Origin of the sequence: Streptomyces sp. NPDC059832 (assembly GCF_042731715.1) — a bacterium.
In the GTDB taxonomy this organism is placed as follows: Bacteria; Actinomycetota; Actinomycetes; order Streptomycetales; family Streptomycetaceae; genus Streptomyces.
In genome coordinates this window covers 633,819-656,969 of record NZ_JBHWIY010000001.1, presented here as the reverse complement: position 1 = coordinate 656,969, position 23,151 = coordinate 633,819, and the positions used below count along the sequence as shown (strand labels likewise).

The window sequence follows — 23,151 nt, the reverse complement described above, 5'->3', positions numbered from 1 at the left end:
AGGAGGGCGCTGGGAAAAAAACAGGAAAGAGGGGGGGGGTTCGGAGACACTGTGGGGGGGGGGGGGGCTAGGGTTTCTCCCCGCTTCCCCCCCCCCCCCCCCCCTCCCGCCGGGGTGGGTTCAGACGACGAGTCGGACCGGGTTCTCCACGGCCTCGGTGAAGGCCGCGAGCCAGCGCGCCGCCACGGCGCCGTCCACCGGACGGTGGTCCACGGACAGGACCACGCCGAGCACCTTGGCCGCGATGACCGCACCGTCGCGGACCACCGCCTCGTCGCGTGCGGCGCCGATGGCCAGGATCGCGGCCTGCGGCGGGTTGATGATGGCGGCGAACTCCTCGACCCCGTACATACCGAGGTTCGAAACGGTGATCGATCCGCCTTCGAGGTCGGCGGGCCGAAGCCCCCCGGAGCGCGCCTGCTCCGCGTACGCGCGGGTCCGCGTGGCGATCGCCGACACCGACAGGTTCTCGATCCCGCGCAGCACCGGGGTCACCAGGCCCGTCCCGGTGGCGATGGCGACCGAGACGTCGACGGTACGGAACCGGCGGACGGCATCCGGCTGCCACACCGCGTTCATCTCCGGCACCTGTGTGTGTGCCGTGGCGACGGCCTTGATCAACAGGTCGTTGACCGAGACCTTGACCGGGCTGACGGCGTTGATCCGCTGCCGCAGGGCGAGCAGCTCGTCCACGGCGCAGGTCGCCCGCAGATAGAAGTGCGGGGTGTGCTGCTTGCTCTCCGTCAGGCGCCTGGCGATGGCCCGGCGCATCCGGCTGTGCGGGATGTCCTCGTGGTCGCCGGTGTGGGCGGGGGCGGCGGCCTGCGGCACGGCGCAGGCTGCCGGGGGGACCGGGGCCGGGGCGACGGCCGACTCCGGCGCCGGTGCCGGCCGGGCCGCGACCGCGGCATCGACGTCCCGCCTGACGATGCGGCCGCCGGGCCCGGTGCCGGTGAGGGACTCGATGTCGAGGCCCGCCTCCCGGGCCAGCCTGCGGGCCAGCGGACTGCTGAAGACGCGCCCGCCGCGCTCCGGCTCACCGGTGCAGGGGGACGCCGAGGGCGCCGGAGCGGCCGGGCTCTCTGCGGCCGGCGCCTCCGGGACGTCCCGGCGCACCGCCTTCGGGGCCGCGACGGGCGCGCCGACGCCGAGCTCCGCCAGCAGCGCGTCGAGGTCGCCGGCCTGCTCGCCGACGGCGCCGAGCACGGCGATCGGGTCGCCGACCTCGATCTCGACACCGGCCTCGTACAACGTCTTGAGAAGTACGCCGTCCTGCTCGGCGGCGACGTCCACCTCGGCCTTGTCGGTCTCGATGGAGACCAGCGCGTCGTCCTTCGTGAACGACGCCCCCTCCGCCACCTGCCAGGCGGACAGCACGGCCGTTGCCGCGTCGGCGGCCACGGCGGGCATTCGGAACAGTTCTGCCATGATCAACCCTCCTGGGTGTTCTCTCGTACGGGGAGGGTCAGTTCCCGGTGACCCGCTGGAGCGCGGCCACGACCTCTTCGGTCCGTGCGATGGCCGCCCGCTCCAGCACCTTGCTGATGCTGGGCGAGGACTCGCCGGCCTGGACGCGCTCCACCGGCTGGTCGAGCCAGTCGAAGTAGCGGCGCTGGATCTCGTCGGACAGCCAGCCGCCGTAGGAGGTGCCCACGGGGCCCTGCTCGGCGATGAGCACGTTGTTGGTCTTGCGGATGCTCGCGCCGAGGGTGTCCCAGTCGAGACCGGCGCGGTCCAGCCAGCGCAGGTCGATGACCTCGGCGTCCAGGCCCAGCTGCTCGACGGCCTCCAGGACGTAGTTGGTCATCGCGAGGTACGACACGACGGTGATCCGCGATCCGGTGCGGCGCACGGCCGCCTTGCCCACGGGCAGGCAGTAGTCGAAATCGTCCACCGGGCCCGGACCGACCGAGTTGTACAGGTCGGTGTGCTCCAGTACGACGACCGGGTCCTTGCAGGTCAGCGCGGAGTTCATCAGGCCCACGTAGTCGAAGGGCGTGGACGGGGCGACGATTCGCCAGCCGGGGGCCGTGGCGAGGATTCCCGCCGGGTCCATGGAGTGCTGGGAGCCGTAGCCGGTGCCCATGGCGACCTTGCTGCGCAGGACGAGCGGGACGCCGGACCCCTGTCCGTCGCCGCCGAACATGTGCCGGGCCTTGCCGATCTGGTTGAAGATCTGGTCCGCCGCGACCCACATGAAGTCGGCGTACATGAACTCCACCACCGGCTTGTACCGGCCGTCGAGCGCGATGCCGCCGGCCAGCCCCGCGAAGGCGTTCTCGCTGATCGGCGTGCCCAGGACACGGTCGGGGTGGGCCTCGGCCAGGCCCTTGGTCGCGCCGTTGGTTCCGCCCTTGAGCCGGTGCACGTCCTCACCCATGACGACGACCGACGCGTCCTCGGCCATGCGCCGGCTCATCACCTCGGCCACGACGTCGATGAACTTCCGCTGTTCCAGGCGCCCTTGGAAGGCATCCGGTCCGGTGCCGGTGTCGGTGCCGGTTCCGATGTCGGCGATGCGTACGTCGTCGAACTCGCTGAGGTCGCCCCGCACACCGACGTCGCGGAAGGACGGGTCGGGCCATTCGGAGGGCCTGATGCGGCGGGTGCCCGGCTTGCCGTCGGGGTCGGGCTCCAGCAGTTCGTCGCCGATGGCGGCCATGACCGCCTTGGCCCGTGCGGTGCACTCCTCGATCTCGTCGGCGCTCAGGACGCCGTTCTCGACGAGCTGCCGCGAGACGAGGGCCAGCGGGTCGCGGGCCCGCCACTCCTTCTCCTCGTCCTTGGTGCGGTAGCCGAAGGCGCTGCCCGGGAACGGGCCGTTCTGGTGGAAGAACCGGTAGACCTCGGCCTCGACGATGGTCGGTCCCTGGCCGGCCCGCATGTGGTCCACGGCCTCGCTCATGGCGAGGTACACGGCGAGCGGATCCATGCCGTCCACGCGCCAGCTGGGGATGTTGAAGCCCAGGCCGCGCGCCGAGAGCCGGGGCTCGGCCGTCGCCTCGTCCACGTGGGTGGAGACGGCGTACTTGTTGTTCTCGATGAAGAAGCAGACCGGAAGTTTCCAGGCGGCGGCGAGGTTCATCGTCTCCAGCACGGAGCCGATGTTGACCGCGCCGTCCCCGAAATAGGTCACCGAGACGGCATCGGTGCCGGCCTGCCGCGCCGACCAGGCGAACCCGGCCGCCTGCGGCACGCCGCCGCCGACGATCGCGTTGGTGCCCATGGCGCCGGCCTCGCGCCACTGCAGATGCATGGATCCGCCCCGCCCCCGGCAGAAGCCCCTCGCCAGGCCGCAGATCTCGGCCAGGCTGCGCTGCAGCACGGTGCGCACCTCCGCGTCGACGGGGCGTCGCAGGTCGATGCCGCCGGGCGCGACGTATCCCAATGCCTTGGCCAGGAACTGGTGATGTCCCCGGTGCGAGCCGCCGACGAAGTCCGCGCCGGTCAGCGGGAGCACGGAGCCGACGGCGCCGCCCTCCTGGCCGATGCTGGAGTGCGCCGGCCCATGGACCAGCCCCTGGCCCGCGAGGTCGAGGACGTACTCCTCGAAGGTCCTGATCAGCAGGGTCTGGGTGAACATCGAGGTCAGCAGCCGCGGGTCCGCGCCGTGCCAGTCCTTCTTGGTCGCCGTCACCTCGGTCCACGGTGAGGCGGGGGCCAGTTTCCGGTGTGTGGGCATGAGCACTCTCCTGTGTGATTCGGTGAGCACTGTCGCAGTGAATGGATCCATAGCCAATACCTCGTTACCGGAACGTTACGTTCAGATTTCGGGAATATCCATTGACTGCGGCACCTATGGCGGCGCAATGTGAGATGCATGGCGGATAGATGGATCCATTCCACAGATGAACGGGAGCAGGGACTTCCCGGACTGGCCGGTGTCGAACACATCGGCTTCACCGTTCCCGACCTCGAAGAGGCGACCCGGTTCTTCGTCGAGGTGATCGGCTGCGAGCACGTCTACTCGCTCGGTCCGTTCCGCTCCGACGGCACCTGGATGAGCGACCACCTCGGCGTCCACCCGCGCGCCGTGATGCGCGAGCTGCGCTTCTTGCGGTGCGCCGGCGGTCCGAACTTCGAGATCTTCGAGTACGAGGCCCCCGGACAGGAGACGCGACCGCCGCGCAACAGCGACGTCGGCGGCCACCACCTCGCCTTCTACGTCACCGACCTCGATGCCGCCGTGGCGCATCTGCGGCGGCACGGCGTACGGATCCTCGGCGAGCCCACGGCCAGCTCCGGCCCGAGCGAGGGACAGCGCTGGGTCTACTTCCTCGCTCCCTGGGGGATGCAGCTGGAGCTGGTCTCCTACCCGGATGGCAAGCAGTACGAAGCCGACTCACCGGTACGGCTGTGGCAGCCTTCCGTCTGAACACGCTGCCGAGACACCGCACCAGGGAGAGCCATGTCACGCAAGCCGACCACCGGATCCGACCCGTCCGGGTCCAGTACGTCCGGATCCAGTGCCGCCGTCGCCAGCCAGCGTGTCGCGGACCATCTGCGTGCCGCCATCCTGAGCGGTGAACTGCGCCCCGGCGCACGGATCATGCAGGAGCAGGTCGCCGCGCAGCTCGGCGCCAGCCGGCTGCCCGTACGCGAGGCCCTGCGGATACTGGCGGCCGAGGGCCTGACCGTCGTGAAGTCCAACAGTGGCGCCTGGGTCTCCAGAATGGACATGGCGGAGTGCGAGGGCGTCTACAAGATCCGCGAACGCCTGGAACCGCTCGCCCTCGGCGAGAGCATTCCGAACCTGACCGCCGAGCAGGTCGCCGAACTGGAGACGATCGCGCGGCAGATCGAGCTCACCACCGACGTGGACCGCTTCCTGGCCCTCGACGGCCGTCTGCACCTGCTCACCTACGCCGGATGCCGCGTCGCCCAGATCACCGCCATGGTCGACCGGTTCTGGAACACCACACAGCACTACCGCCGCGCCTTCGCCCGGCTCGCGGGCGACAGCGGCTGGGAACTGATCCACGCCGAGCACCGCCTGATCATCGACGCGATCAAGCGGGCCGACACCGTCGACGCCGAACGTTTTCTCACCGGCCACATCCGCCGCACGCGGCTGGAACTGGCCCGACATCCCGAACTGTTCACAGAGGACGACCATGACAGCGACCACACAGCAGACGCAGCAGACACCGCGGGCTGACGCCCGCCCCTTCGAGGGCCGCACCCTCCTCCTGTCCGGCGCGGGCGGCGGCATCGCCCGCGAGGTGGCCCGCCAGTTCCACGCGGCCGGCGCCAACCTGGTGCTCGGCGACCTGAACGCCGCGGTACTGGAGAAGTTCGCCGCGACGCTCGACCCCACGGGTGCGACCGTGATCACCCGCACCCTGGACGCGGCCTCGCCGGAGAGCAACAACGCGTTCGTCGCCGCCGCGGTCGAGACGTTCGGCTCGGTCGACTTCCTCGTACCCGCGGCCGGGATCTATCCGGAGCAGGCCGTCGCCGACATGACCGACGAGCAGTGGCACACCGTCATCTCGGTCAACCTCGACGGCGTCTTCTACCTCACCCGCGCCGTCCTGCCCCACCTCAACGAGGGCGGCAGCATCGTCAATCTGACCTCCATGGCCGGTCACCGCGGCAGCGTCCGGCACGCCCACTACGCGGCGACCAAGGGCGCACTGCTCGCCTTCTCCCGCAGCCTCGCCTGCGAACTCGGCTCCAGGGCACGCATCAACATGGTCTCGCCCGGAATCATCGAGACCTCCATGACCCGCGACTACGTCACCGCCCGCGGCGACACCGCACTCGCCACCACCCCCCTCGGCCGCCTGGGCAGGCCGGAGGAAGTGGCCTCCGTCGTCACCTTCCTGTGCTCACCCGCGGCGAGCTTCGTGCAGGGCGAGGTCATCCATGTGAACGGCGGAATGCACATGATCTGAGCAGGCCCGAACACACCGGTGGAGAACGCGGCAGAGCGAGTGGGAACGGAACGGAACATGACGACGGAAGCGGCGATCTACCCCGACCTGAGGGGCAGGTCCGTATGCGTCACCGGTGCCGCGCGCGGCCTGGGCCTGGCGATGGCCGACGCGTTCGCGCGCGCCGGCTGCCATGTGCTGCTGCTCGACATCGACGGCGACGAACTGGACCGGGTGCGGCCCGCACTGGCGGCGGGCCGCCCCGACCAGGTGATCGGGACGGCCACCGCCCCGGTGAGCGACCAGGACGCCGTGACGGCGGCGCTCACCGCGTTCACCGCCCGGACGGGAAAGCTGTCCGTCATGGTCGCCAATGCCGGTGTGTCCGCCAACGCGCCCTCCCTCGACCTCGAACTGGACCGCTGGAACACCGCGTTGGATGTCAACCTCACCGGGGTCTTCGTCTGCGCACGCGCCGCCGCCCGCATCATGCGCGAGGCCGACGGAGGCGTCATTCTCACCACCTCGTCGATGTACGGGGTGACCGCCGGGCCCGAGCGCGCCGCGTACTGCGCGACCAAGGCCGCCGTCGCGGCCCTCACCAAGGTCCTGGCCGTCGAGTGGGCCCCGTTCGGCATCCGGGTCAACGCGCTCGCACCCGGGTACGTCGAGACCGACCTGCTGACCCGGCTCTCCGACACCGGACGGCTCGACACACAGGCGCTTCGCCGCCGCACCCCGCGCGGCCGCCTCGGCAGCCCGGAGGACATCGCGCATCTCGCCCTCTTCCTGTCCTCCGGGGTCTCCGCGAACATCACCGGCCAGGTCATGGTCAGCGACGGCGGCTGGACCGCCGACGGCTACGCGATGGCGCCGGGCTGACCGGTTCCCGGGCCGGACGCCCTCGACCACTGCTTCACCGGTCCTCCCGGAGCAGCACCCGGAACCTGTCGTCGTAGTTGTTGTCCTTCAGCCGCAACGTCAACGTGGTTCGTTCACCGGTGAAACGGACGTCGACGGAGGCTTCCTTCTCCCCCAGAAGGAAGTCCGCGGTGACCGGGTGCTGGGCGGCGCCGCCCCAACGGGTCACCCAGCGCCGCGCGTCGTCCTTGGTGCCGCCGCCTTTCGCGGCGAGCCCGGCCAGACCCTCGGCATCACGGGCCTTCAGACGGGCCAGGACGCGTTCGGCGGTGGCGAGGGTGCCGGGGGTGGGGCGTCCGGTGACGGTCAGGTCGAGCTCGGCGGTGCCGTCCTTGATGCGCTCGGGCGTCTTGTCCGTGTTCAGGGCGTCGCACCCGCCGACCAGCAGCACGGCGGCCCCCGCCAGGCCGACCGCCCCGTGCGCCCGCCTCCGCCTCGCGTCCCCGGGCACTGGACCCGTCGCTCCGTGGCCTCCACCGCTTCGCCTCATCCGCCCATTCTGAGCCACTCGGCCCCGGGGTGATGACCAGCTGATCTAAAGTGCTCAGGCCAGATCCCAGCCCGCGGACCTGAGAAGGAATCACGGATATGCCCACTGAGACGTTCGAGTTTCAGGTGGAAGCGCGACAGCTTCTGCAGATGATGATCCACTCGATCTACTCGAACAAGGACGTGTTCCTGCGCGAACTCGTCTCCAACGCCTCCGACGCGCTCGACAAGTTGCGACTCGAAGCACTGCGCGACGACTCGCTCGACGCGGACGTGTCCGATCTCCACATCGCCATCGAGACCGACCGGCAGGCCCGCACGCTGACCGTGCGGGACAACGGCATCGGGATGTCTCACGACGAAGTGGTCCAGCTCATCGGGACCATTGCGAACTCGGGCACCGCGAAGTTCCTGCGGGACCTCAAGGAGGCCGAGGAGACCGCCGCGGCCGAAGGACTGATCGGCCAGTTCGGTGTCGGGTTCTACTCAAGCTTCATGGTGGCCGACGAGGTGACGCTGCTGACCCGGCGCGCGGGCGAGAGCCAGGGCACCCGGTGGACGTCGGCCGGCGAGGGCACGTACACGATCGAGACCGTCGACGGCGCTCCCCAGGGGACCGCGGTCACGCTCCGGCTCAAGCCGGAGGACACCGATGACCAGCTCCACGACTACATCTCCCCGTGGAAGATCAGGGAGATCGTCAAGCGGTACTCGGACTTCATCACCTGGCCCGTCCGGATGGCCCCCGAGGCGGCGGACGGCGCGGACGACGCCGAGGGGACCGACGACGCCCCGCGCGAGCCCGAGACGCTCAACTCGATGAAGGCCCTGTGGGCGCGTTCGCGCGACGAGGTCGGCGACGACGAGTACCACGAGCTGTACAAGCACATCAGCCACGACTGGAGTGCCCCTCTGGAGACCATCCGCCTGCAGGCGGAAGGCACGTTCGAGTACCAGGCGCTGCTCTTCATCCCGTCGCACGCGCCCCAGGACCTGTTCATGCAGGGGTACCAGCGCGGCATCCAGCTCTATGTGAAGCGCGTCTTCATCATGGACGACTGCGAAGCGCTGATGCCGCCGTACCTGCGCTTCGTCAAGGGCGTCGTCGACGCGCAGGACCTGTCGCTCAACGTGTCGCGCGAGATCCTCCAGCAGGACCGCCAGATCCAGTTGATGCACCGGCGGCTGGCGAAGAAGGTGCTGTCGACGGTCAAGGACATGATGTCCGCCGAACCGGAGCGGTACGCCACGTTCTGGCGGGAGTTCGGCCGCGTCCTCAAGGAAGGGCTGCTCAGCGACTTCGAGAACCGCGAGGCGATCCTCGGTGTCTCGTCCTTCGCCACGACCCACGACAAGGACGAGCCGACCACTCTGCGGCAGTACGTGGAGCGGATGAAGGACGGTCAGGAGCACATCTTCTACCTGACGGGCGAGTCCCGGCAGGCCATCGAGAACTCCCCGCACATGGAGGCGTTCCGCGCCAAGGGCGTCGAGGTGCTGTTGCTGACCGACCCCGTCGACGAGGTGTGGGTCGAGGCGGAGCCCGAGTTCGGCGGCAAGAAGCTGCGGTCCGTGGCCAAGGGCGAGGTCGACCTCGGCACCGAGGAGGAGAAGAAGGAGGCCGCGACCGAGCGCGAGGGCCGGCAGCAGGAGTACGCGGATCTGCTCGGCTGGATGACGGACCGGCTGAGCGGGACCGTCAAGGAGGTGCGGCTCTCCTCGCGCCTCACCGTCTCGCCCGCCTGCATCGTCTCGGACATGCACGATGTGACGCCGGCCCTGGAGAACATGTACCGCGCCATGGGCCAGGCCGTACCCCAGGTCAAGCGCATCCTGGAACTCAACCCGGAGCACCCGCTGGTCAGCGGCCTCAACCGGGCCCACGCCGAACGCGGCGAGGACGCCGGCACCGCTCTCCAGGAGACGGCCGAACTGCTCCACGATCTGGCGCTGCTGGCCGAGGGCGGTGAACTGGGCGATCCCTCGCGCTTCGTCAGGCTGATGGCCGACCGGCTCGAACGCACCCTGTGAACACGATCGCTCCCGCACGATCGGGGCGGCGCCTCGCCGTCCCCCGGGCAGTGACCGGCCTCTGCGCAGGAGTCGGCGGCTTCGGCCGCTGTCGGTGATCGGCACCGGCAGCGGCAGGACGGCGACTCCTCGCGGTGGGCCACGCCTCGCACAGCCGAGGTGTGGCCCACCGGCCGGAACGGCCCCGCCGGCACGCGGGGCGGCGGGAGGGGCCGCCGGTGGCGGTGGGCCGATCCGGATGCGAACCACGCGGTCCGGAGCGAGGATCGAGGTACGGGCAGTGGCCCGGTTGCGCCCCGGCTCCCTGAGGGCCGGCCCCTTCCCCGGCGCTCCGGTCCGCTTCCCGGCCGCCGTCCCGCCTGACCATGCGCCGTCCCGCCCGCCCACGCGTGCCTTTCCGGCTCACGCGCGGCGGGCGCTCACGGCGCGGTCCGCGGGGCGATCTCGGCGATCAGGCCCTCGACCAGGGTCCTGATCTCGTCGCGGATGGGGCGGACGGCCGCCACTCCCTGCCCGGCCGGGTCGTCGAGCTTCCAGTCGAGGTAGCGCTTGCCGGGGAAGACCGGGCAGGTGTCGCCGCAGCCCATGGTGACGCACACGTCGGACTCGCGGACCGTGTCCACGGTGAGAATCTTCGGGCTCTCGGCGGAGATGTCGATGCCGACCTCGGCCATCGCCTCGACGGCGGCGGGATTGACGGACCCGCCGGGATCGGATCCCGCGGAACGGACCTCGACGCGGTCACCGGCCAGACGGGTCAGCCAGGCGGCGGCCATCTGGGAACGGCCGGCGTTGTGGACGCAGACGAACAGGACGGACGGCTTGCGCGCGGTCTCGGGCATGGACAACTCTCTCGTCGCACGGCGGCACCAGTCGCCAATGACATCAGTCCCCGCTGGTATCAGCGAGTGCTGATGTGAAAGTATCAGTCCATGCTGACTTCAGTCGATCCTGATCTGATCCGGGCGCTGGGTGATCCGCTCCGCCTCCGGATCGTGGCCCTGCTGGCGCGCGAGACGCTCTGCACGACGCACCTGGTCGAGGAGACCGGAGCGAAGCAGACCAATCTGTCCAATCACTTGAAGGTGCTGCGCGAGGCCGGAGTGGTGGACACCGAGCCGTGCGGCCGGTTCACCTACTACAGGCTGCGCCCCGAGGCCCTGGCCGGCCTCTCCGAGCAGTTCGCCGCGCTGGCCGAGTCCGCCCGCGCTGCCGCCGGGAACAAGCGGGCCTGCCCGTGAACTCCACCGGACCCGCCACCGTCGCCCCGGTGGGCGACGACGATTCGATCGTCGGGAAGCTCTCCGCTCTCGACCGCTACCTCGCGGTATGGATCCTGCTCGCCATGGCCGTCGGTCTGGGGCTGGGGAGGCTGGTTCCGGGGATGGGCGACGTGCTGGCGAAGATCGAGGTCGGCGGGATCTCCCTGCCGATCGCGCTCGGTCTGCTCGTCATGATGTACCCGGTGCTGGCCAAGGTCCGCTACGACAAGCTCGACACCGTGACCGGCGACCGCAAGCTGATGGTGTCCTCGCTGGTCATCAACTGGATCGTCGGCCCGGCCGTCATGTTCGCGCTGGCGTGGATCTTCCTGCCGGACCTGCCCGAGTACCGCACCGGCCTGATCATCGTCGGCCTCGCGCGCTGCATCGCCATGGTCATCATCTGGAACGACCTCGCCTGCGGCGACCGTGAAGCAGCCGCCGTGCTCGTCGCGCTCAACTCCGTGTTCCAGGTCGTCGCGTTCGGCCTGCTCGGCTGGTTCTACCTCGACCTGCTGCCCCGGTGGCTGGGTCTGGGCGACGGTCAGGGACTGGACGTACCGGTGTGGCACATCGCCCTCAACGTCATCGTGTTCCTCGGCGTCCCGCTGCTGGCCGGCTTCCTCACCCGCCGCATCGGTGAGCGGAGGGCGGGCCGTGAGTCCTACGAGGCGACGTTCCTGCCGAGGATCGGCCCGTGGGCGTTGTACGGGCTGCTCTTCACGATCGTCGTCCTCTTCGCCCTGCAAGGGAGGACGATCACCTCGCAGCCACTGGACGTCGTACGGATCGCCGCTCCGCTGCTCGTCTATTTCGCGGTCATGTTCTTCGGCACCTTCCTGCTCGGCAAGGCTCTCGGACTGGCCTACGACCGCACGGCCACACTGGCGTTCACCGCCGCGGGCAACAACTTCGAGCTCGCCATCGCCGTCGCCATCGCGACCTTCGGCGTCACCTCCGGCCAGGCGCTCTCCGGCGTCGTCGGCCCGCTCATCGAAGTCCCGGTCCTGATCGGTCTCGTGTACGTGTCACTGGCCTGGCGCAGAAGCTTTCCGGCCCCGGCCCCGGCCCCGGCGGCCCAGGCCCCGTGACGTGGTGAGCGGGCGGGGCAGGGAGGCGAGCCGGCCGGTCAGGGGGCTGCCGGCCGCCTCGTCCGGATCCGACGGCCGACGGCCGACGGCCGACGGCCCACGTCCGGGGCCGGGCCGGCCGCGGAAAACCTGTGGCACGGGAACGTGCGGCCCGCATAGCTTGTGCGTCCGTGACTGATGCCACCGAGAGCACATCGCCCGACACATCCGTGACGTCCACGGAACCGGCCACGACGGCATGCGGTGAGCGGGCGACGGCGGCCGGGCTTTTGCCCATAGGGTCCGAGGCCGCGGGCGGACTGTTCTCCCGAACGTACGCGGCGGCCACCTCCAGCTTCGCCGCAGTGATGTTCCTGACCGGGCTCGCCGCGCTGGCCGTGGTACCCACACTGCCGACGGCCGCACAGGATCTGGACGGGGTGTCGCTCTTCCCGCTGGTGGCGGGCTGCTTCGTGGCCGCGAGTCTGCTGGGCGGGGTGCTGGGCGGTCACTGGGCGGACCGTGCGGGGGCGCACCGCCCGCTGGCGGCGGGCATGGTGCTGGCGGTGGTCACCCTGCTGGTCTCGGCCGCCAGCACCTCGATCTGGCAACTGGCCGCCGGGCGCTTCGTGGACGGAGTGGCGGGCGGGATGGTCGCGGTGTCGATCAACGCCGCGATCGGCCAGGCGTATCCCGACCGTCTCCAGCCGCGTGCCCTGGCGTTGATGAGTGCCTGCTGGATCATTCCGTCACTCGTCGGTCCTCCGCTGGCCGGGCTGGTGGCCGACTGGTGGTCCTGGCGTGTGGTGTTCTACGGCCTGGCAGCTCTGACCGCCCTTCCGGCACTGGCGGTCGTGGCCGTGCTGCGCGGCCGTTCCTGGCAGACCGTGCCCGCGCCCTCGGAGGACAGCACACCGCGCCCCGCACTGATGGTCGCGGTGGCGGTGAGCGTGGGCGCGGCGCTGGGCCAGTACGGCGCATCGGGCTGGGACAGGCGTCATCTGCTGTTCGCGGCGGGCGGCCTTGCCCTGCTGGTGCTGTTCGCCTCACGGCTGTTGCCGGCGGGCACCTGGCGTGCCGCGCGCGGCCTGCCGGCCACGGTGCTGCTGCGCGGGCTGAGTTCGGGTGTGTTCTTCACGCTGGAGGCCCTGGTGCCGCTGATGCTCGTCACCGGCCGGGACGTGGCCCCCGTCGTGACGGGGCTGGCCTTCACGGGCGCCGCCCTGGCCTGGGCAGCCTCGTCCTGGGTGCAGGGCCGGCTTCCGGAACGGACCCCGCGCCACCGCCTGGTGGTGATCGGTGCGCTGGTGCAGGCGGGGGCGGTCGTGATCGCGGCCGTCGGGTCGCTGCCCGGGATGCCGGCGATCACTGCCGCGTCGTCGATGGTCGTCGCCGCGGTCGGCATGGGACTGCTCGCCCCGTCCCTCACCGTGCTGTCGCTCTCCCACGCCCCGACCGGCCGACAGGGCTATGCCAGCAGCGCGATGCAGACCAATCAGAACCTGGGCCAGATCCTGATCCTGGGAGTCGCCTCCGCCGTTTTCAACGCCTTCCTGGGTGCCGGTTCGAACGACCACATCGGCTACGCCGCCGCCTTCGGGCTGCTGCTCGTACCCGGCGTCCTGGCCGCCCTGCTCGCCACCCGGGCCCGCAGCGCGTGAGCCCGAGCGCGGCCCAGGCTCCGGGTATCCGGGCGACGATGCCCGCGCGGCCGGCGAGGTGTGTGTCCGGTTCGCAGGCCCGGCCCCGACGGCAGTCGGGGAACAAACACCGGAAACGCGCCGGAATCAGGCGGAAAGTGGTCCTGTGGGCGGAGGGCGAAGATCCCTAGGCTCGGCCCCATGCGTGTACTTTTCGCCTCGACCCGAGGCTCGGGCCACTTCCAACCACTCGTCCCCCTCATCGACGCGTGCACGGCAAGAGGTGACGACGTGCTCGTCGTCGCCCCGCCGGCACTCGAAGCGTTACTGGCGGCCCGGAAACAGCCGTACCGCATCGGCGGGGAGCCGCCCCAGGAGGAACTCGCGCGGGTCATGGCGCGCGGGCTGGCACTGTCCCCGGAGGACGGCGTCGCCATGATGGTCGGGGAGGTGTTCGGCCGGCTCGGCACCGCGGCGATGCTTCCCGCACTGGAGGAGGCCTGCCGCGACTGGCGCCCCGACCTCGTCCTGCACGAGGCGTTCGAGTTCGCCTCGGTGGTGGCCGCCGAGCGTCATGGAATCCCGCATGCCCGGGTCGCGGTCTCCGCCGCGCGGTTCACCGGGGCCACCGACCCGGTCCTCGGCCCGGTGCTCGACCCGTACGGACCCGGCATCGCGCAGCGGCTCCTGGCGTCCCCGTATCTGACCCGCCTGCCGGCCTCCCTGGACCCCTCGCCGTACGCCGTGACCCACCGCTACCACGAAGCCCTTCGGCCGCAGGCGCTGCCGGACTGGTGGGGCGGAGCGGAGGAACCGCTCGTCAACATCACCCTCGGCACCGAGGCGGGCGCCCTGCCGACCGCGATCGGCCTGTACCGGGCGGTTCTGGAGGCGGTGAGCGTACTGCCGGTGCGCGTACTGCTCACGACCGGGCACCACATCGATGTGCAGGACCTCGGACCGCTGCCGCCCCACGTCCATGTGGAGCCGTGGGTGCCGCAGGCGGACGTCCTGCGCAGTGCCTCCCTCGTGGTCTGCCACGGCGGTTCGGGAACGGTCTACGGCGCCCTGGCGGCCGGCGTCCCGCTGGTCTGCGTCCCCCTCTTCGCCGACCAGCCGGAGAACGCCCGACTGGTGGCCGCGGCGGGGGCGGGGACGGCCGTCACCCCGACCGGCGGCCCGGTGGACGAGCCGCCGAAGCTGGGCCCCGACGACGTACGGAGCATCCGCGCGGCTGCCGAACGGGTCCTGGAGGAACCGTCGTACCGTGCGCGGGCCCAGTCCCTCGCCGACGAGATGCGGGCCACCGCCCAGGCCGCGGAGCTGCTCGGCACCCTCGAACCGTGATCCCGGACCACGACGGGGCCGGCGGCCCGCACGTCCGTACGGAGGGAGTCGCCGCGCCGGGGCACTGCCGCGGGGTACGGACGGGCATGGGAAGGAGATGGCACGAGTATCCGCACCCGTGATCGAGCTCGTCCGGCGTACGACGGAGCCGGTCGGGGCGCAGACCCTGCGTTCCACGGCGGCTGCCGTCATCGCCTACGTCGTGGCGGTGTGGGCCCTGCCCCATCCCGCACCGCTCACGGCCCCGCTCACCGCGCTCCTCGTCGTGCAGGTCACCCTCTACGCGACCCTCACCACGGGCATCCGCCGGGTGAACTCGGTCGTGGTCGGGGTGCTCATCGCCACTGTGTTCAGCGCGCTGGTGGGCCTCAACTGGTGGAGCCTCGGGCTGACGATCTTCGCCTCGCTGATCATCGGGCGGCTGGTGCGCGTCGGCGAGTTCGTACCCGAGGTGGCGATCAGCGCGATGCTCGTGCTGGGCGTCTCGCAGGTCGCGTCGACCGCCTGGGACCGGGTGCTGGAGACCCTGATCGGCGCCGGTGTGGGGCTGCTGTTCAACCTGCTTCTCGCGCCGCCCGTGTGGGTGCAGCCCGCGGGCGCCTCCATCGACGGCCTGGCCCGCGAGATGGGACAGATGTTCCGTGCCATGGGCGAGGACGTGCGCGGTCACATCTCCGTCGAGCGGGCGGCCGACCGGCTCCACGCGGCCCGCCGCCTCGACCACGACATCGTGGAGGTCGATGCCTCGCTGCGGCAGGCGGAGGACAGCCTCACCCTCAATCCGCGCGTCCGGCAGGGACTGCTGTACCGGGTCGTACTGCGCACCGGTCTGGACACCCTGGAGATCTGCGCCGTGGTGCTGCGGGTACTGTCGCGCACTCTGACCGACCTGGCCAAGGCCCGTACCGACGAGACGCTGTTCCCCGCCGATGTGGCCGAGTCCCTGACCGAGCTGTTCGGGCAGATGGCCGGTGCCGTCGAGAGCTTCTCGGAGCTGATCACCACTCCGCTCGCGCAGAACGCCGAGGAGGCGGAGACCCGGCTGGCACACGCACTCGCCGTCAGCCGTACGACCAGGGACCGGGTGGCCGATCTGCTCCTCGAAGACGTCCAGGAACACCCCAGGCAGTGGCAGTTGCACGGCGCGCTGCTCGCCGAGGTCGACCGGATCCTGGACGAGCTCGACATCGACAAGCGCACGGAACGTCTGGGCAAGGAGCTCGACCGGCGCTCCGCGCAGCTCCACGAACGCCACCCCTGGCTGCGCGCCGTGTCACGCCGGCTGGGCACCGGGCAGAGCTGAGGGCGGGGCACGAACGGCAGAGCCGAGGACGGTGTCGGTGCGGCGTCATCCGGAGGCCGGCAGGCGCTCGATGGCGACCAGTGCGGCGTCGTCCCCGAGATGGCCGCCCGCATGGCGCAACAGGTCGGCGCACAGGGACTCCAGCAGGGCGTCGGGACCCGCTCCGCACCGCGAAGCGGCGCGTTCCCGCAGCGGATAGAAATTCCCCGACCGGTCCCGGGACTCGATGACTCCGTCGGTGTAGAGGAGCAGGGTGTCACCGGCCTGGAAGCCGAACGTCTCCGCCGTGTGCTCAGTGATCACCAGGCGGGCCAGTCCGAGCGGCGGAGCCGGTGTCCGCACACCGAGCGGGATCACCTCACCCGCGCGCAGCAGGAGCGGCGGCGGATGACCGCAGCTGACCAGGTGGATCTCCGCGGCATCGTCGGGGATGTCGAGAACGGCCGCGGTGACGAAGGACTCCGTGAGGTCCGGGTCGTCCTCCCCGTGCTCGTCCTCCCCGTCGGATGCGGTGCAGCCCGGGTCCGGGGCGATGCTCGTCTCCAGCTGGGCCACCAGTTCGGGCAGCCGCCACTGCTGGCGGGACAGGGCGTGGAAGGCACCCAGGACGCTGGCCGCCTCACCGATCGCGGCGAGCCCCTTGCCGCGTACGTCGCCGATGATCAGACGGGTGCCTCCCATGGTGCGGGCGGCGGCGTACAGGTCGCCGCCGATCTGCGCCTCCGCCTCCGCGGCCAGATAGACCGAGGCGATGCGCAGGGGGCCGCTCCGTCCGGGCAGCGGCCGCAGCACCACGTGCTGTGCCGCCTCGGCCACCGAGCGCAGCTGGGCCACGGCCTGCTCGTTGCGGACTCTCAGGTGGGCGAAGAAGGTGACGAAGACGGAGATGAGAACGAGCGCGACGATCTGGTAGATGTGGTTGAGGTCGCTGAGACTGGTGCGGTCGACGGCTACCAGGGACTGCGCCAGCACGGCGACCGCACCGACGAAGGCGGTCATGCGCGGCCCGGTGAACGAGGCGGCCACCGCGGGCGCCGCCACCAGGAACGGACCGAGGTGGACATCCGGCGGCGCGAAGACATCGACCGCCGTGACGACGGCGATCAGCGCGAACGGCATCGCCACGAGCGCGTTCCTGCGCCGCCGGGACTCACGGATCGACTGCAGGAACCGCCGGGAAGCCATGCTTCCGGGATACCTCACCCGGTCCGTCTCCGCTTCTCGTACGGCCGAGCGCCCGGCCGGCCTCCCGCATGGCGTCCACGGGCCCGGCCGAGGAGACCGGCACCGCCTGCACCTGCCCGGCGACCGCCTCCTCGATCCGGTCCTTCTGCGCGAACCGCCGGAAGGGACTTCCGGTCCCCGTCCCGGTGATCTTCTCGGTCCATCCGGTGGTGCAGCCATCGCTCCGGACCTTCGGGTCGGCCGGCCCGGCGGCGGTCGGCGGCGGCGCGAGCATCTCGAAGTACTCGGTGACCGTCGCCCTGTCCGACGAGGTGTGCGGCGCGAACCCGGTGGTCGCGTCCCGCCGCTGGCCGCGCGCGACGGCGATGGCCTGTCCCCATGGCAGGGCCCGGGATGTCGCCCTTCTTCGGCACCGGCCGGACCACCGGCTGCATCGCGCCGACGCACGTCCTGTCCTTCGTGCCGAAGCGGGCGCAGCCGGCCGCGGGTTGCTTGTGCGGCCGGCTGCGGTCGTCCCGGGGCGGGGGCCCGGGACGCCTACGGAACCAGCAGGGAGTCCGACAGGCGGCGCGACGGCGGCGCGGCGCCGTCCAGCGTCGCGGAGTGCAGTGCGGCGTGCTCCTCGCGGGAGACGACCGCCCGGCCGCCGCGCACCGTGAGCCGGTTCCCCCGCGGGGTCGTCCAGCGCACCTCGGCGCGGTCACCGGTCACGGCCACCTCCGGATCCGGCATGGGCCGGGCCCCCCGCTCCGTCCCGGACGGGACGAGGGACAGGGTTCCCGCGGCGAAGGTGTCGCCGAGCTCCGCCCAGTCCAGCTCGACCGGGGCCGAGCTCTCGAAGAGCACCACCTCGATCCGCACCCCGTCGGCACGCGGGACCAGCCGGGCCGTCGGCGTACGGCCGCCGAAGGCGCCTCCGGCCAGCCGGAAGTCCAGCCGCGCCGTCCCCAGGTCGAGTTCGACGCCGCCGTCGATCACGGTTGTCCCCGCCACTGGGGGCGCACCGATCAGGTCCACCACCAGACGCAGCGACCGGGCCCGGAACCGGTCTCCCGGCTCGATCATGTCGAGGTGGTGGTGCCGGTCGCCCGCCGGGCAGGCGAAGCCCGTCAGCCAGGCCACATGCGGACCGCTCTGCACGGTGGAGAGCACACCCGAGGCGAAGTCGAAGTCCTCCGCCCCGTCGTCCTTCATCAGATGGACGTGCAGATGCCCGGAGGTCCCGTCCGGGCGCACCCAGTGGCCGAACAACGGCCGTCGCTGCAACCAGGTGTCCTGGTGGTTCACGCTGCCCAGGGTGGTGACCGGGTCCAGCCAGGTGGTGCCCGTCTCCGGGGCCGGGCTCTCGGTGAACAGCTCCCGGTGCTCGTGCTCGTTCTCCAGCTCCAGCAGCCGGGGCAGGGCCCAGTCGGGCATCCGGTAGTCCACGCAGGAGTCCAGTCCGGTCGACATCTCGCCCCGGACCGGTCGGGGCTCCGGCGCGCCGAGCACCCCCCGGACCGCCTTCGCCAGGAACGGCGGCACGCCCAGGTCGTTGCTGTAGCAGCGGGCCATCGGGCCGGAGAGCTGGCGGGTCGGCGGGTGCCAGCGGGCCAGGAAGTGCAGCCAGAGGCGGTCGTGCAGCCGGTCGTTGAGCTCCAGCACCTCCGCGTCGTCGACGTGTTCCCTGATCAGGGTCAGGGTCTGGAGCACGACACCCCAGTAGGAGGGGCTGTTGAACTCGGTGAAGCTGCCGGTGCGGTCGATGGCCCGCGAGAGCCGCACCACGCGGTCCTTGCCGTAGGCGAACAGATCCTCGTCGTCGAGGAGTTTCCCGGCGGCGAGCGTCACGAACGTACCCATGACGGCGACGTTCGTGTACGTCAAGTGCACGTTCCTGCGGACGATCGAGGCGGCCGCGTGCCGTACCGACTCCCTCAGCTCGTGCCGCACCTCGGCCGGCAGGCCGTCGCCGTGGCGGGCGTGCACCAGCAGCAGGGCGATGCCGAGGAAGTCCGCCCAGTTCCAGTCGGCCGGGTCCATCTCCGCGGCCGGTTCCTCCGCGTAGTAGCCCCAGATGCCGTAGGTGGCGTTCTCCGGTGAGCGGTCCTGGAGCCCGGCGATCCGCAGAATCACGGCATGGGCGCGCTCGGCGTCGCCCTCGCCGCCGCGTTCCAGCAGCAGGAGGGCGTAGTGCAGGGAGTTGCGGGTGGGGTGTGCGGGGCCGCCCTTGATGTTGGTGTGGATGGGGTTGTACGGGGCTTCGACCTGCAGCAGGTTCGCCTCGGCGTCCCAGCAGCGGTCGCCCTCGTCGAGGGCCGCTCGCAGCAGGGTGCGGTCGTACGAGGCGGCCGACCAGGCAGGGTGCACGGGATGTCCTCCAGCTCGCGATCGTCGGTCCGACGATCTTCGACAACGCTTGGGAAGCGTTTTCCAGAGGCTAAGCCGACGTCAACGCTCCGGCAAGGGGCATACGTTGGACTCCGGGGCAGAAGTCCGCAGCTAACCCATTGACGCGGCGATATCGGGCGGTGCAAGGTGACCCCGGCTGGAAAACGCTTTCCGGCCAGTTTCCGGTCCGCCCTTGAATGGAGTCCCCGATGAGACCCTCCCTGCGCATCGCCCTGACGGGCGTCACCGCGGGTGCGCTCGTCTGCGTGCTTGCCTCGTGTTCCGGTTCCGGCAGCGACGCGGCTGCCGACGGCACGGTGACGATCACCGTCTCCGGGCGCCCGCCCGCCACCAACGCGGCCGCGCTCAAGACGTTCGACGCGCGGGTGGCGGAGTTCGAGAAGGCGAACCCCAAGATCAAGATCAAGACGAACGAGTACCAGTACGACCAGCAGAGCTTCCAGACCAAGGTGGGCGGCGGCAGCCTGGAGACGATCGTACGGGTACCGCTCACCGAGATGTCGGGCCTGATCAAGCGCAGGCAGATCGCCGATCTCACCGCGGACTTCAAGGGGTTGAAGCACAGCGAGGACTTCAACGACGTCGCGCTCGGGGCCGCGAAGGGCGTGGACGGCAAGCTCTACGGCATTCCCACCGAGGAGTACGCCCTCGGTCTCGTCTACAACCGCGACCTGTTCGAGAAGGCCGGACTCGACCCGGACAAGCCGCCGACCACCTGGTCCGAGGTCCGTACGGCGGCCAAGGCGATCTCCGAGAAGACCGACGCCACCGGATACGCGCAGATGACCAAGGAGAACACGGGCGGCTGGATGCTGACCGCGATGGCGTACTCCTTCGGCGACAGCATGCAGGAGGAGTCCGGAGGCAAGTGGGTCAACACCTTCGACCGTGCCGGCAGCGGCGCGGAGAAGTCGCTGAAGGCGCTGAAGGACATGCGCTGGACGGACGACTCGATGGGCAAGAACCAGCTGCGCAACATCACCGACATGGAGAAGGACTTCTCCGCCGGGAAGATCGGCATGACGATCGCCGGACCGAGCTTGGTCGGCCACTACATCGCTCAGTACAAGGGCGACCCGAAGACCATCGGTCTCGGCGCCATGCCCGTCGACGGCGGCAACAAGCGGACCCTGGCCGGCGGGACCATCGCGGTGATCAGCCCCAGGGCCACCGCGCAGCAGCGCGAGGCCGCGACGAAGTTCATCGACTTCTACTACCTCTCCACCAAGTACGACGTCGCACTCGCAGAGAAGGACGCGGCGGCCAAGAAGAAGGACGGAGCCGTCGTCGGCGTGCCGGCCGTCCCGTTCTACAAGCCGGCCATCGCCGACCCGGTCGACGCCGCCGTCAACAAGCAGGCCAACGTGCCGGTCGAGCACTTCGCCCCGTACACCAAGGCGCTCGGCGACTACGAACTGCGCATCGAGCCGTCCGTCGAGGCACAGAACGTCTACAAGGCCCTCGACAGTGCCGTGCAGGCCGTACTGACCCGCCAGGACGCCGACCCGGCGGAGCAGCTGAAGAAGGCCGCGGCACAGGTCGAGTCCCAGGTGGAGCGGGCGCAGAACTAGAACCACCTCCCGGCAGCCGGAGCGTGTCCGGTACATCAGGCAGTGAGCACAGCACGAGGAGAGGCGAGGAGACGTCAATGAGCAGGTCGCAAGCGCCTGCGGCGCCCGCCGGGAACCGCACCCAGAAGGACCGGACGAAGAAACAACGTTCCGCCGACCCGTCCGCGGTACGTCCGCGGACCCCCGACGGGCCGCCGCGCACCGCCTCCCCGCACCGCGGCGGCCCGGTGGAACGCTTCGTCCGCTGGGTCAGGCAAGGAGGTGTCACCACCATCCTGTTCGGCCTGCCGATGGTGCTGTGCTTCGCCTACTTCTCGTGGTGGCCGATCGTCCAGAGCGTGCAGCTCAGCTTCCAGCAGACCAATCTGGTCGACCCGGCCACCTGGGTGGGGCTGGACAACTTCCGCCATGTGCTGGAAGACCCGCTGTTGTGGAAGGCCGTCAAGAACACCGCGCTGTTCGCCGCGCTCGCCCTGGTGATCGGCTTCCCGGTGCCGCTCTTCCTCGCGGTGCTCATCGCCGAACTGCGCCGCGGCGGCACGCTGTTCCGCATCCTCGCCTACCTGCCGGTGGCGATTCCCCCGGTGGTTTCGGTCCTGTTGTGGAAGGTGTTCTACGACCCGGACGCCGGCCTGTTCAACCAGCTGCTGGCCCATGTGGGCCTCGGCCCGTACCCCTGGCTGCAGTCCACCGACACCGCGATGCTGTCGATCGTCCTGGAAGCCACCTGGGCGGGGTTCGGCTCCACGGTGATCATCTACCTGGCGGCGCTCGGCTCCGTACCGGGCGAACTGTACGAGGCCGCCGAGATCGACGCCGCGGGCATCTGGCGCCGGGTCTGGCACATCACCCTGCCGTCGCTGCGCGGGGTCATCCTGATCATGCTGCTGCTCCAGATCATCGGCACCCTGCAGATCTTCACCGAACCCTTCGTGATGACCGACGGCGGCCCGGAGGACTCCACTCTCACCATCCTGATGCTGATCTACAACTACGCCTTCCAGAACGGCGACTTCGGAGCCGCGACCGCACTCAGCGTCATGCTGGCCCTCGTGCTCGGTGTGCTCTCGGCGATCTATCTGCGGGCGACGAGGAGCTGGAGCAACTGATGGCCGTACAGATCCCCCTTCGCACCCGCCGCAGGAACCGCTCCGAGGAGACCGGACGCGGACTGATATCCAACGCCGACCGGCGGCGGACCTCCGTACGCTTCTCGCTCCGCTCCGTACAGACGCTCTCGCTCCTGCTGCTGCTCGCCTTCGGGGCGGCGCCCCTCTACTGGACGTTCAAGGGCGCCGTCTCACCGACCCAGGAGCTGCTGCGCGACCCGCTGGCGCTCTGGCCCGGCCACGCGCAATGGGACAACCTCTCCCGCGCCTGGAACGAACTCCAGGTCGGCCAGTACCTCTGGAACACCGTGGTCCTGGTCACCGGCTCGGTCGTCGCCCACCTCGTCGTCGCCACCACCGGCGGCTACGTCCTGTCCGTGCTGCGCCCCAAGTGGGCGACGCCCGTGCGGTGGATGGTGCTCGCCACCCTCTTCATCCCCGGCTCCATCTCCCTGGTGGCGCTCTACCTCACCGTGCTCGATCTGCCGGGCCTCGGCATCTCGCTCGCCAACAGCCCGTGGGGCGTCTGGCTGCCGCACGCGGCCAGCGCCTTCACCGTACTGATCGTGATGAAGTTCTTCGACGGCATCCCGCGCGAACTCTTCGAGGCCGCCAAGGTCGACGGTGCGGGGCCGTTCGTCATCTTCCGCCGGATCGTGCTCCCCATGTCGCGGCCGATCCTCGCGGTGGTGACCCTGCTGACGGTCATGAACTCCTGGAAGGACTTCCTCTGGCCACTGATCGTCATCCCGGACACCGAGAAGCAGCCCATCTCCGCCGCACTGCCGCGCCTCGCGGAAACGGCGGAACAGTCGCTGCTCATCGCCGGGATGCTGCTCGCCATCCTGCCCCCGGTCGTGCTGTTCCTGATCTTCCAGCGGCAGATCGTACGCGGCGGGGGAGGCTTCACCGGCCTCAAGGGATGAGGACCACCCGGGCACCGGCGCGGACCCGTC

At 70.4% G+C, this 23,151-nt stretch carries 20 protein-coding genes; 13 read left to right on the top strand and 7 right to left on the bottom strand.

What is annotated here, in order from left to right; all coding sequences use genetic code 11:
- Positions 1-120 precede the first annotated feature (120 nt).
- Positions 121-1,428 carry a 2-oxo acid dehydrogenase subunit E2 gene (locus ACFV8T_RS02475; protein ID WP_385323597.1) on the bottom strand — a complete coding sequence of 436 codons (1,308 nt, stop codon included), beginning with the start codon at positions 1,426-1,428 and terminating at the stop codon, positions 121-123.
- Between the two features lie 37 nt (positions 1,429-1,465).
- On the bottom strand, positions 1,466-3,682 hold the full coding sequence (locus ACFV8T_RS02470; protein WP_385323595.1) for a thiamine pyrophosphate-dependent enzyme: 2,217 nt from the start codon (positions 3,680-3,682) through the stop codon (positions 1,466-1,468).
- Between the two features lie 138 nt (positions 3,683-3,820).
- On the opposite strand from ACFV8T_RS02470, the gene ACFV8T_RS02465 reads away from it, so the two are divergent.
- Genes ACFV8T_RS02465 through ACFV8T_RS02450 form a run of 4 tightly spaced genes read left to right on the top strand, consistent with a single transcriptional unit; the run spans position 3,821 to position 6,758 of the window.
- The gene (locus ACFV8T_RS02465; RefSeq protein WP_385323592.1) at positions 3,821-4,375 is read left to right on the top strand and encodes a VOC family protein; all 555 of its coding nucleotides are present in this window, start codon (positions 3,821-3,823) and stop codon (positions 4,373-4,375) included.
- A 33-nt stretch (positions 4,376-4,408) separates the two neighbouring features.
- A complete protein-coding gene (locus ACFV8T_RS02460) occupies positions 4,409-5,158 on the top strand; it encodes a GntR family transcriptional regulator (protein WP_385323590.1) in 750 nt (249 codons plus the stop codon).
- Positions 5,115-5,897, top strand: coding sequence for an SDR family NAD(P)-dependent oxidoreductase (locus tag ACFV8T_RS02455; RefSeq protein WP_385323587.1), 783 nt, complete (start codon positions 5,115-5,117; stop codon positions 5,895-5,897). The genes ACFV8T_RS02460 and ACFV8T_RS02455 overlap by 44 nt, the downstream gene beginning before the upstream one ends.
- 57 nt (positions 5,898-5,954) lie before the next feature.
- Positions 5,955-6,758: an SDR family NAD(P)-dependent oxidoreductase gene (locus ACFV8T_RS02450; protein ID WP_385323584.1), complete on the top strand. Its 804-nt coding sequence runs from the start codon at positions 5,955-5,957 to the stop codon at positions 6,756-6,758.
- A 34-nt stretch (positions 6,759-6,792) separates the two neighbouring features.
- Here ACFV8T_RS02450 and ACFV8T_RS02445 read toward each other — a convergent pair whose 3' ends face one another.
- Positions 6,793-7,248 carry a hypothetical protein gene (locus ACFV8T_RS02445; protein WP_385323582.1) on the bottom strand — a complete coding sequence of 152 codons (456 nt, stop codon included), beginning with the start codon at positions 7,246-7,248 and terminating at the stop codon, positions 6,793-6,795.
- A 137-nt stretch (positions 7,249-7,385) separates the two neighbouring features.
- On the opposite strand from ACFV8T_RS02445, the gene htpG reads away from it, so the two are divergent.
- A complete protein-coding gene (htpG, locus tag ACFV8T_RS02440; protein WP_385323580.1) occupies positions 7,386-9,317 on the top strand; it encodes a molecular chaperone HtpG in 1,932 nt (643 codons plus the stop codon).
- Between the two features lie 419 nt (positions 9,318-9,736).
- Here the strand turns inward: htpG and ACFV8T_RS02435 are convergent, their stop codons facing one another.
- A complete protein-coding gene (locus ACFV8T_RS02435) occupies positions 9,737-10,159 on the bottom strand; it encodes an arsenate reductase ArsC (RefSeq protein ID WP_385323577.1) in 423 nt (140 codons plus the stop codon).
- A 90-nt stretch (positions 10,160-10,249) separates the two neighbouring features.
- Here ACFV8T_RS02435 and ACFV8T_RS02430 point away from each other — a divergent pair, with 90 nt between their 5' ends.
- From ACFV8T_RS02430 to ACFV8T_RS02410, 5 genes are all read left to right on the top strand, one after another.
- Positions 10,250-10,558 carry an ArsR/SmtB family transcription factor gene (locus ACFV8T_RS02430; protein ID WP_385323574.1) on the top strand — a complete coding sequence of 103 codons (309 nt, stop codon included), beginning with the start codon at positions 10,250-10,252 and terminating at the stop codon, positions 10,556-10,558.
- Positions 10,555-11,670 carry an ACR3 family arsenite efflux transporter gene (gene arsB, locus ACFV8T_RS02425; protein WP_385323571.1) on the top strand — a complete coding sequence of 372 codons (1,116 nt, stop codon included), beginning with the start codon at positions 10,555-10,557 and terminating at the stop codon, positions 11,668-11,670. The genes ACFV8T_RS02430 and arsB overlap by 4 nt, the downstream gene beginning before the upstream one ends.
- A gap of 170 nt (positions 11,671-11,840) precedes the next feature.
- Positions 11,841-13,310: an MFS transporter gene (locus ACFV8T_RS02420; RefSeq protein WP_385323568.1), complete on the top strand. Its 1,470-nt coding sequence runs from the start codon at positions 11,841-11,843 to the stop codon at positions 13,308-13,310.
- Between the two features lie 180 nt (positions 13,311-13,490).
- Entirely contained in the window at positions 13,491-14,636 is a 1,146-nt protein-coding gene (locus ACFV8T_RS02415; RefSeq protein ID WP_385323566.1) for a glycosyltransferase, read from the top strand.
- A 97-nt stretch (positions 14,637-14,733) separates the two neighbouring features.
- Complete coding sequence (locus ACFV8T_RS02410) at positions 14,734-15,939, top strand: aromatic acid exporter family protein (protein WP_385323563.1); 1,206 nt, start codon at positions 14,734-14,736, stop codon at positions 15,937-15,939.
- 45 nt (positions 15,940-15,984) lie between these two features.
- Here the strand turns inward: ACFV8T_RS02410 and ACFV8T_RS02405 are convergent, their stop codons facing one another.
- The 3 genes from ACFV8T_RS02405 to ACFV8T_RS02395 form a co-directional block, all read right to left on the bottom strand.
- Positions 15,985-17,124 (bottom strand): PP2C family protein-serine/threonine phosphatase, encoded by a 1,140-nt coding sequence (locus ACFV8T_RS02405; protein WP_385323561.1) that lies wholly within the window; start codon positions 17,122-17,124, stop codon positions 15,985-15,987.
- Entirely contained in the window at positions 17,090-17,398 is a 309-nt protein-coding gene (locus ACFV8T_RS02400; protein ID WP_385323559.1) for a hypothetical protein, read from the bottom strand. The genes ACFV8T_RS02405 and ACFV8T_RS02400 overlap by 35 nt, the downstream gene beginning before the upstream one ends.
- Positions 17,399-17,661: 263 nt before the next feature.
- Entirely contained in the window at positions 17,662-19,473 is a 1,812-nt protein-coding gene (locus ACFV8T_RS02395) for a hypothetical protein (protein ID WP_385323558.1), read from the bottom strand.
- 230 nt (positions 19,474-19,703) lie between these two features.
- Here ACFV8T_RS02395 and ACFV8T_RS02390 point away from each other — a divergent pair, with 230 nt between their 5' ends.
- The 3 genes from ACFV8T_RS02390 (at position 19,704) to ACFV8T_RS02380 (ending at position 23,121) form a co-directional block, all read left to right on the top strand.
- Positions 19,704-21,086: an extracellular solute-binding protein gene (locus ACFV8T_RS02390; protein ID WP_385323555.1), complete on the top strand. Its 1,383-nt coding sequence runs from the start codon at positions 19,704-19,706 to the stop codon at positions 21,084-21,086.
- A 77-nt stretch (positions 21,087-21,163) separates the two neighbouring features.
- Complete coding sequence (locus ACFV8T_RS02385; RefSeq protein WP_385323552.1) at positions 21,164-22,195, top strand: carbohydrate ABC transporter permease; 1,032 nt, start codon at positions 21,164-21,166, stop codon at positions 22,193-22,195.
- Positions 22,195-23,121 carry a carbohydrate ABC transporter permease gene (locus ACFV8T_RS02380; RefSeq protein WP_385323549.1) on the top strand — a complete coding sequence of 309 codons (927 nt, stop codon included), beginning with the start codon at positions 22,195-22,197 and terminating at the stop codon, positions 23,119-23,121. Before ACFV8T_RS02385 ends, ACFV8T_RS02380 begins: the two co-directional genes overlap by 1 nt.
- Positions 23,122-23,151 lie beyond the last annotated feature (30 nt).

Bases quoted from the DNA above. Each gene is read 5' to 3' on its own strand.
- ACFV8T_RS02475 (WP_385323597.1), bottom strand. From the start codon at position 1,428: ATGGCAGAACTGTTCCGAATGCCCGCCGTGGCCGCCGACGCGGCAACG.
- ACFV8T_RS02470 (WP_385323595.1), bottom strand. From the start codon at position 3,682: ATGCCCACACACCGGAAACTGGCCCCCGCCTCACCGTGGACCGAGGTG.
- ACFV8T_RS02465 (WP_385323592.1), top strand. From the start codon at position 3,821: ATGGCGGATAGATGGATCCATTCCACAGATGAACGGGAGCAGGGACTT.
- ACFV8T_RS02460 (WP_385323590.1), top strand. From the start codon at position 4,409: ATGTCACGCAAGCCGACCACCGGATCCGACCCGTCCGGGTCCAGTACG.
- ACFV8T_RS02455 (WP_385323587.1), top strand. From the start codon at position 5,115: ATGACAGCGACCACACAGCAGACGCAGCAGACACCGCGGGCTGACGCC.
- ACFV8T_RS02450 (WP_385323584.1), top strand. From the start codon at position 5,955: ATGACGACGGAAGCGGCGATCTACCCCGACCTGAGGGGCAGGTCCGTA.
- htpG (WP_385323580.1), top strand. From the start codon at position 7,386: ATGCCCACTGAGACGTTCGAGTTTCAGGTGGAAGCGCGACAGCTTCTG.
- ACFV8T_RS02435 (WP_385323577.1), bottom strand. From the start codon at position 10,159: ATGCCCGAGACCGCGCGCAAGCCGTCCGTCCTGTTCGTCTGCGTCCAC.
- ACFV8T_RS02430 (WP_385323574.1), top strand. From the start codon at position 10,250: ATGCTGACTTCAGTCGATCCTGATCTGATCCGGGCGCTGGGTGATCCG.
- ACFV8T_RS02415 (WP_385323566.1), top strand. From the start codon at position 13,491: ATGCGTGTACTTTTCGCCTCGACCCGAGGCTCGGGCCACTTCCAACCA.
- ACFV8T_RS02410 (WP_385323563.1), top strand. From the start codon at position 14,734: ATGGCACGAGTATCCGCACCCGTGATCGAGCTCGTCCGGCGTACGACG.
- ACFV8T_RS02405 (WP_385323561.1), bottom strand. From the start codon at position 17,124: ATGGCTTCCCGGCGGTTCCTGCAGTCGATCCGTGAGTCCCGGCGGCGC.
- ACFV8T_RS02400 (WP_385323559.1), bottom strand. From the start codon at position 17,398: ATGCTCGCGCCGCCGCCGACCGCCGCCGGGCCGGCCGACCCGAAGGTC.
- ACFV8T_RS02390 (WP_385323555.1), top strand. From the start codon at position 19,704: ATGAGACCCTCCCTGCGCATCGCCCTGACGGGCGTCACCGCGGGTGCG.
- ACFV8T_RS02385 (WP_385323552.1), top strand. From the start codon at position 21,164: ATGAGCAGGTCGCAAGCGCCTGCGGCGCCCGCCGGGAACCGCACCCAG.
- ACFV8T_RS02380 (WP_385323549.1), top strand. From the start codon at position 22,195: ATGGCCGTACAGATCCCCCTTCGCACCCGCCGCAGGAACCGCTCCGAG.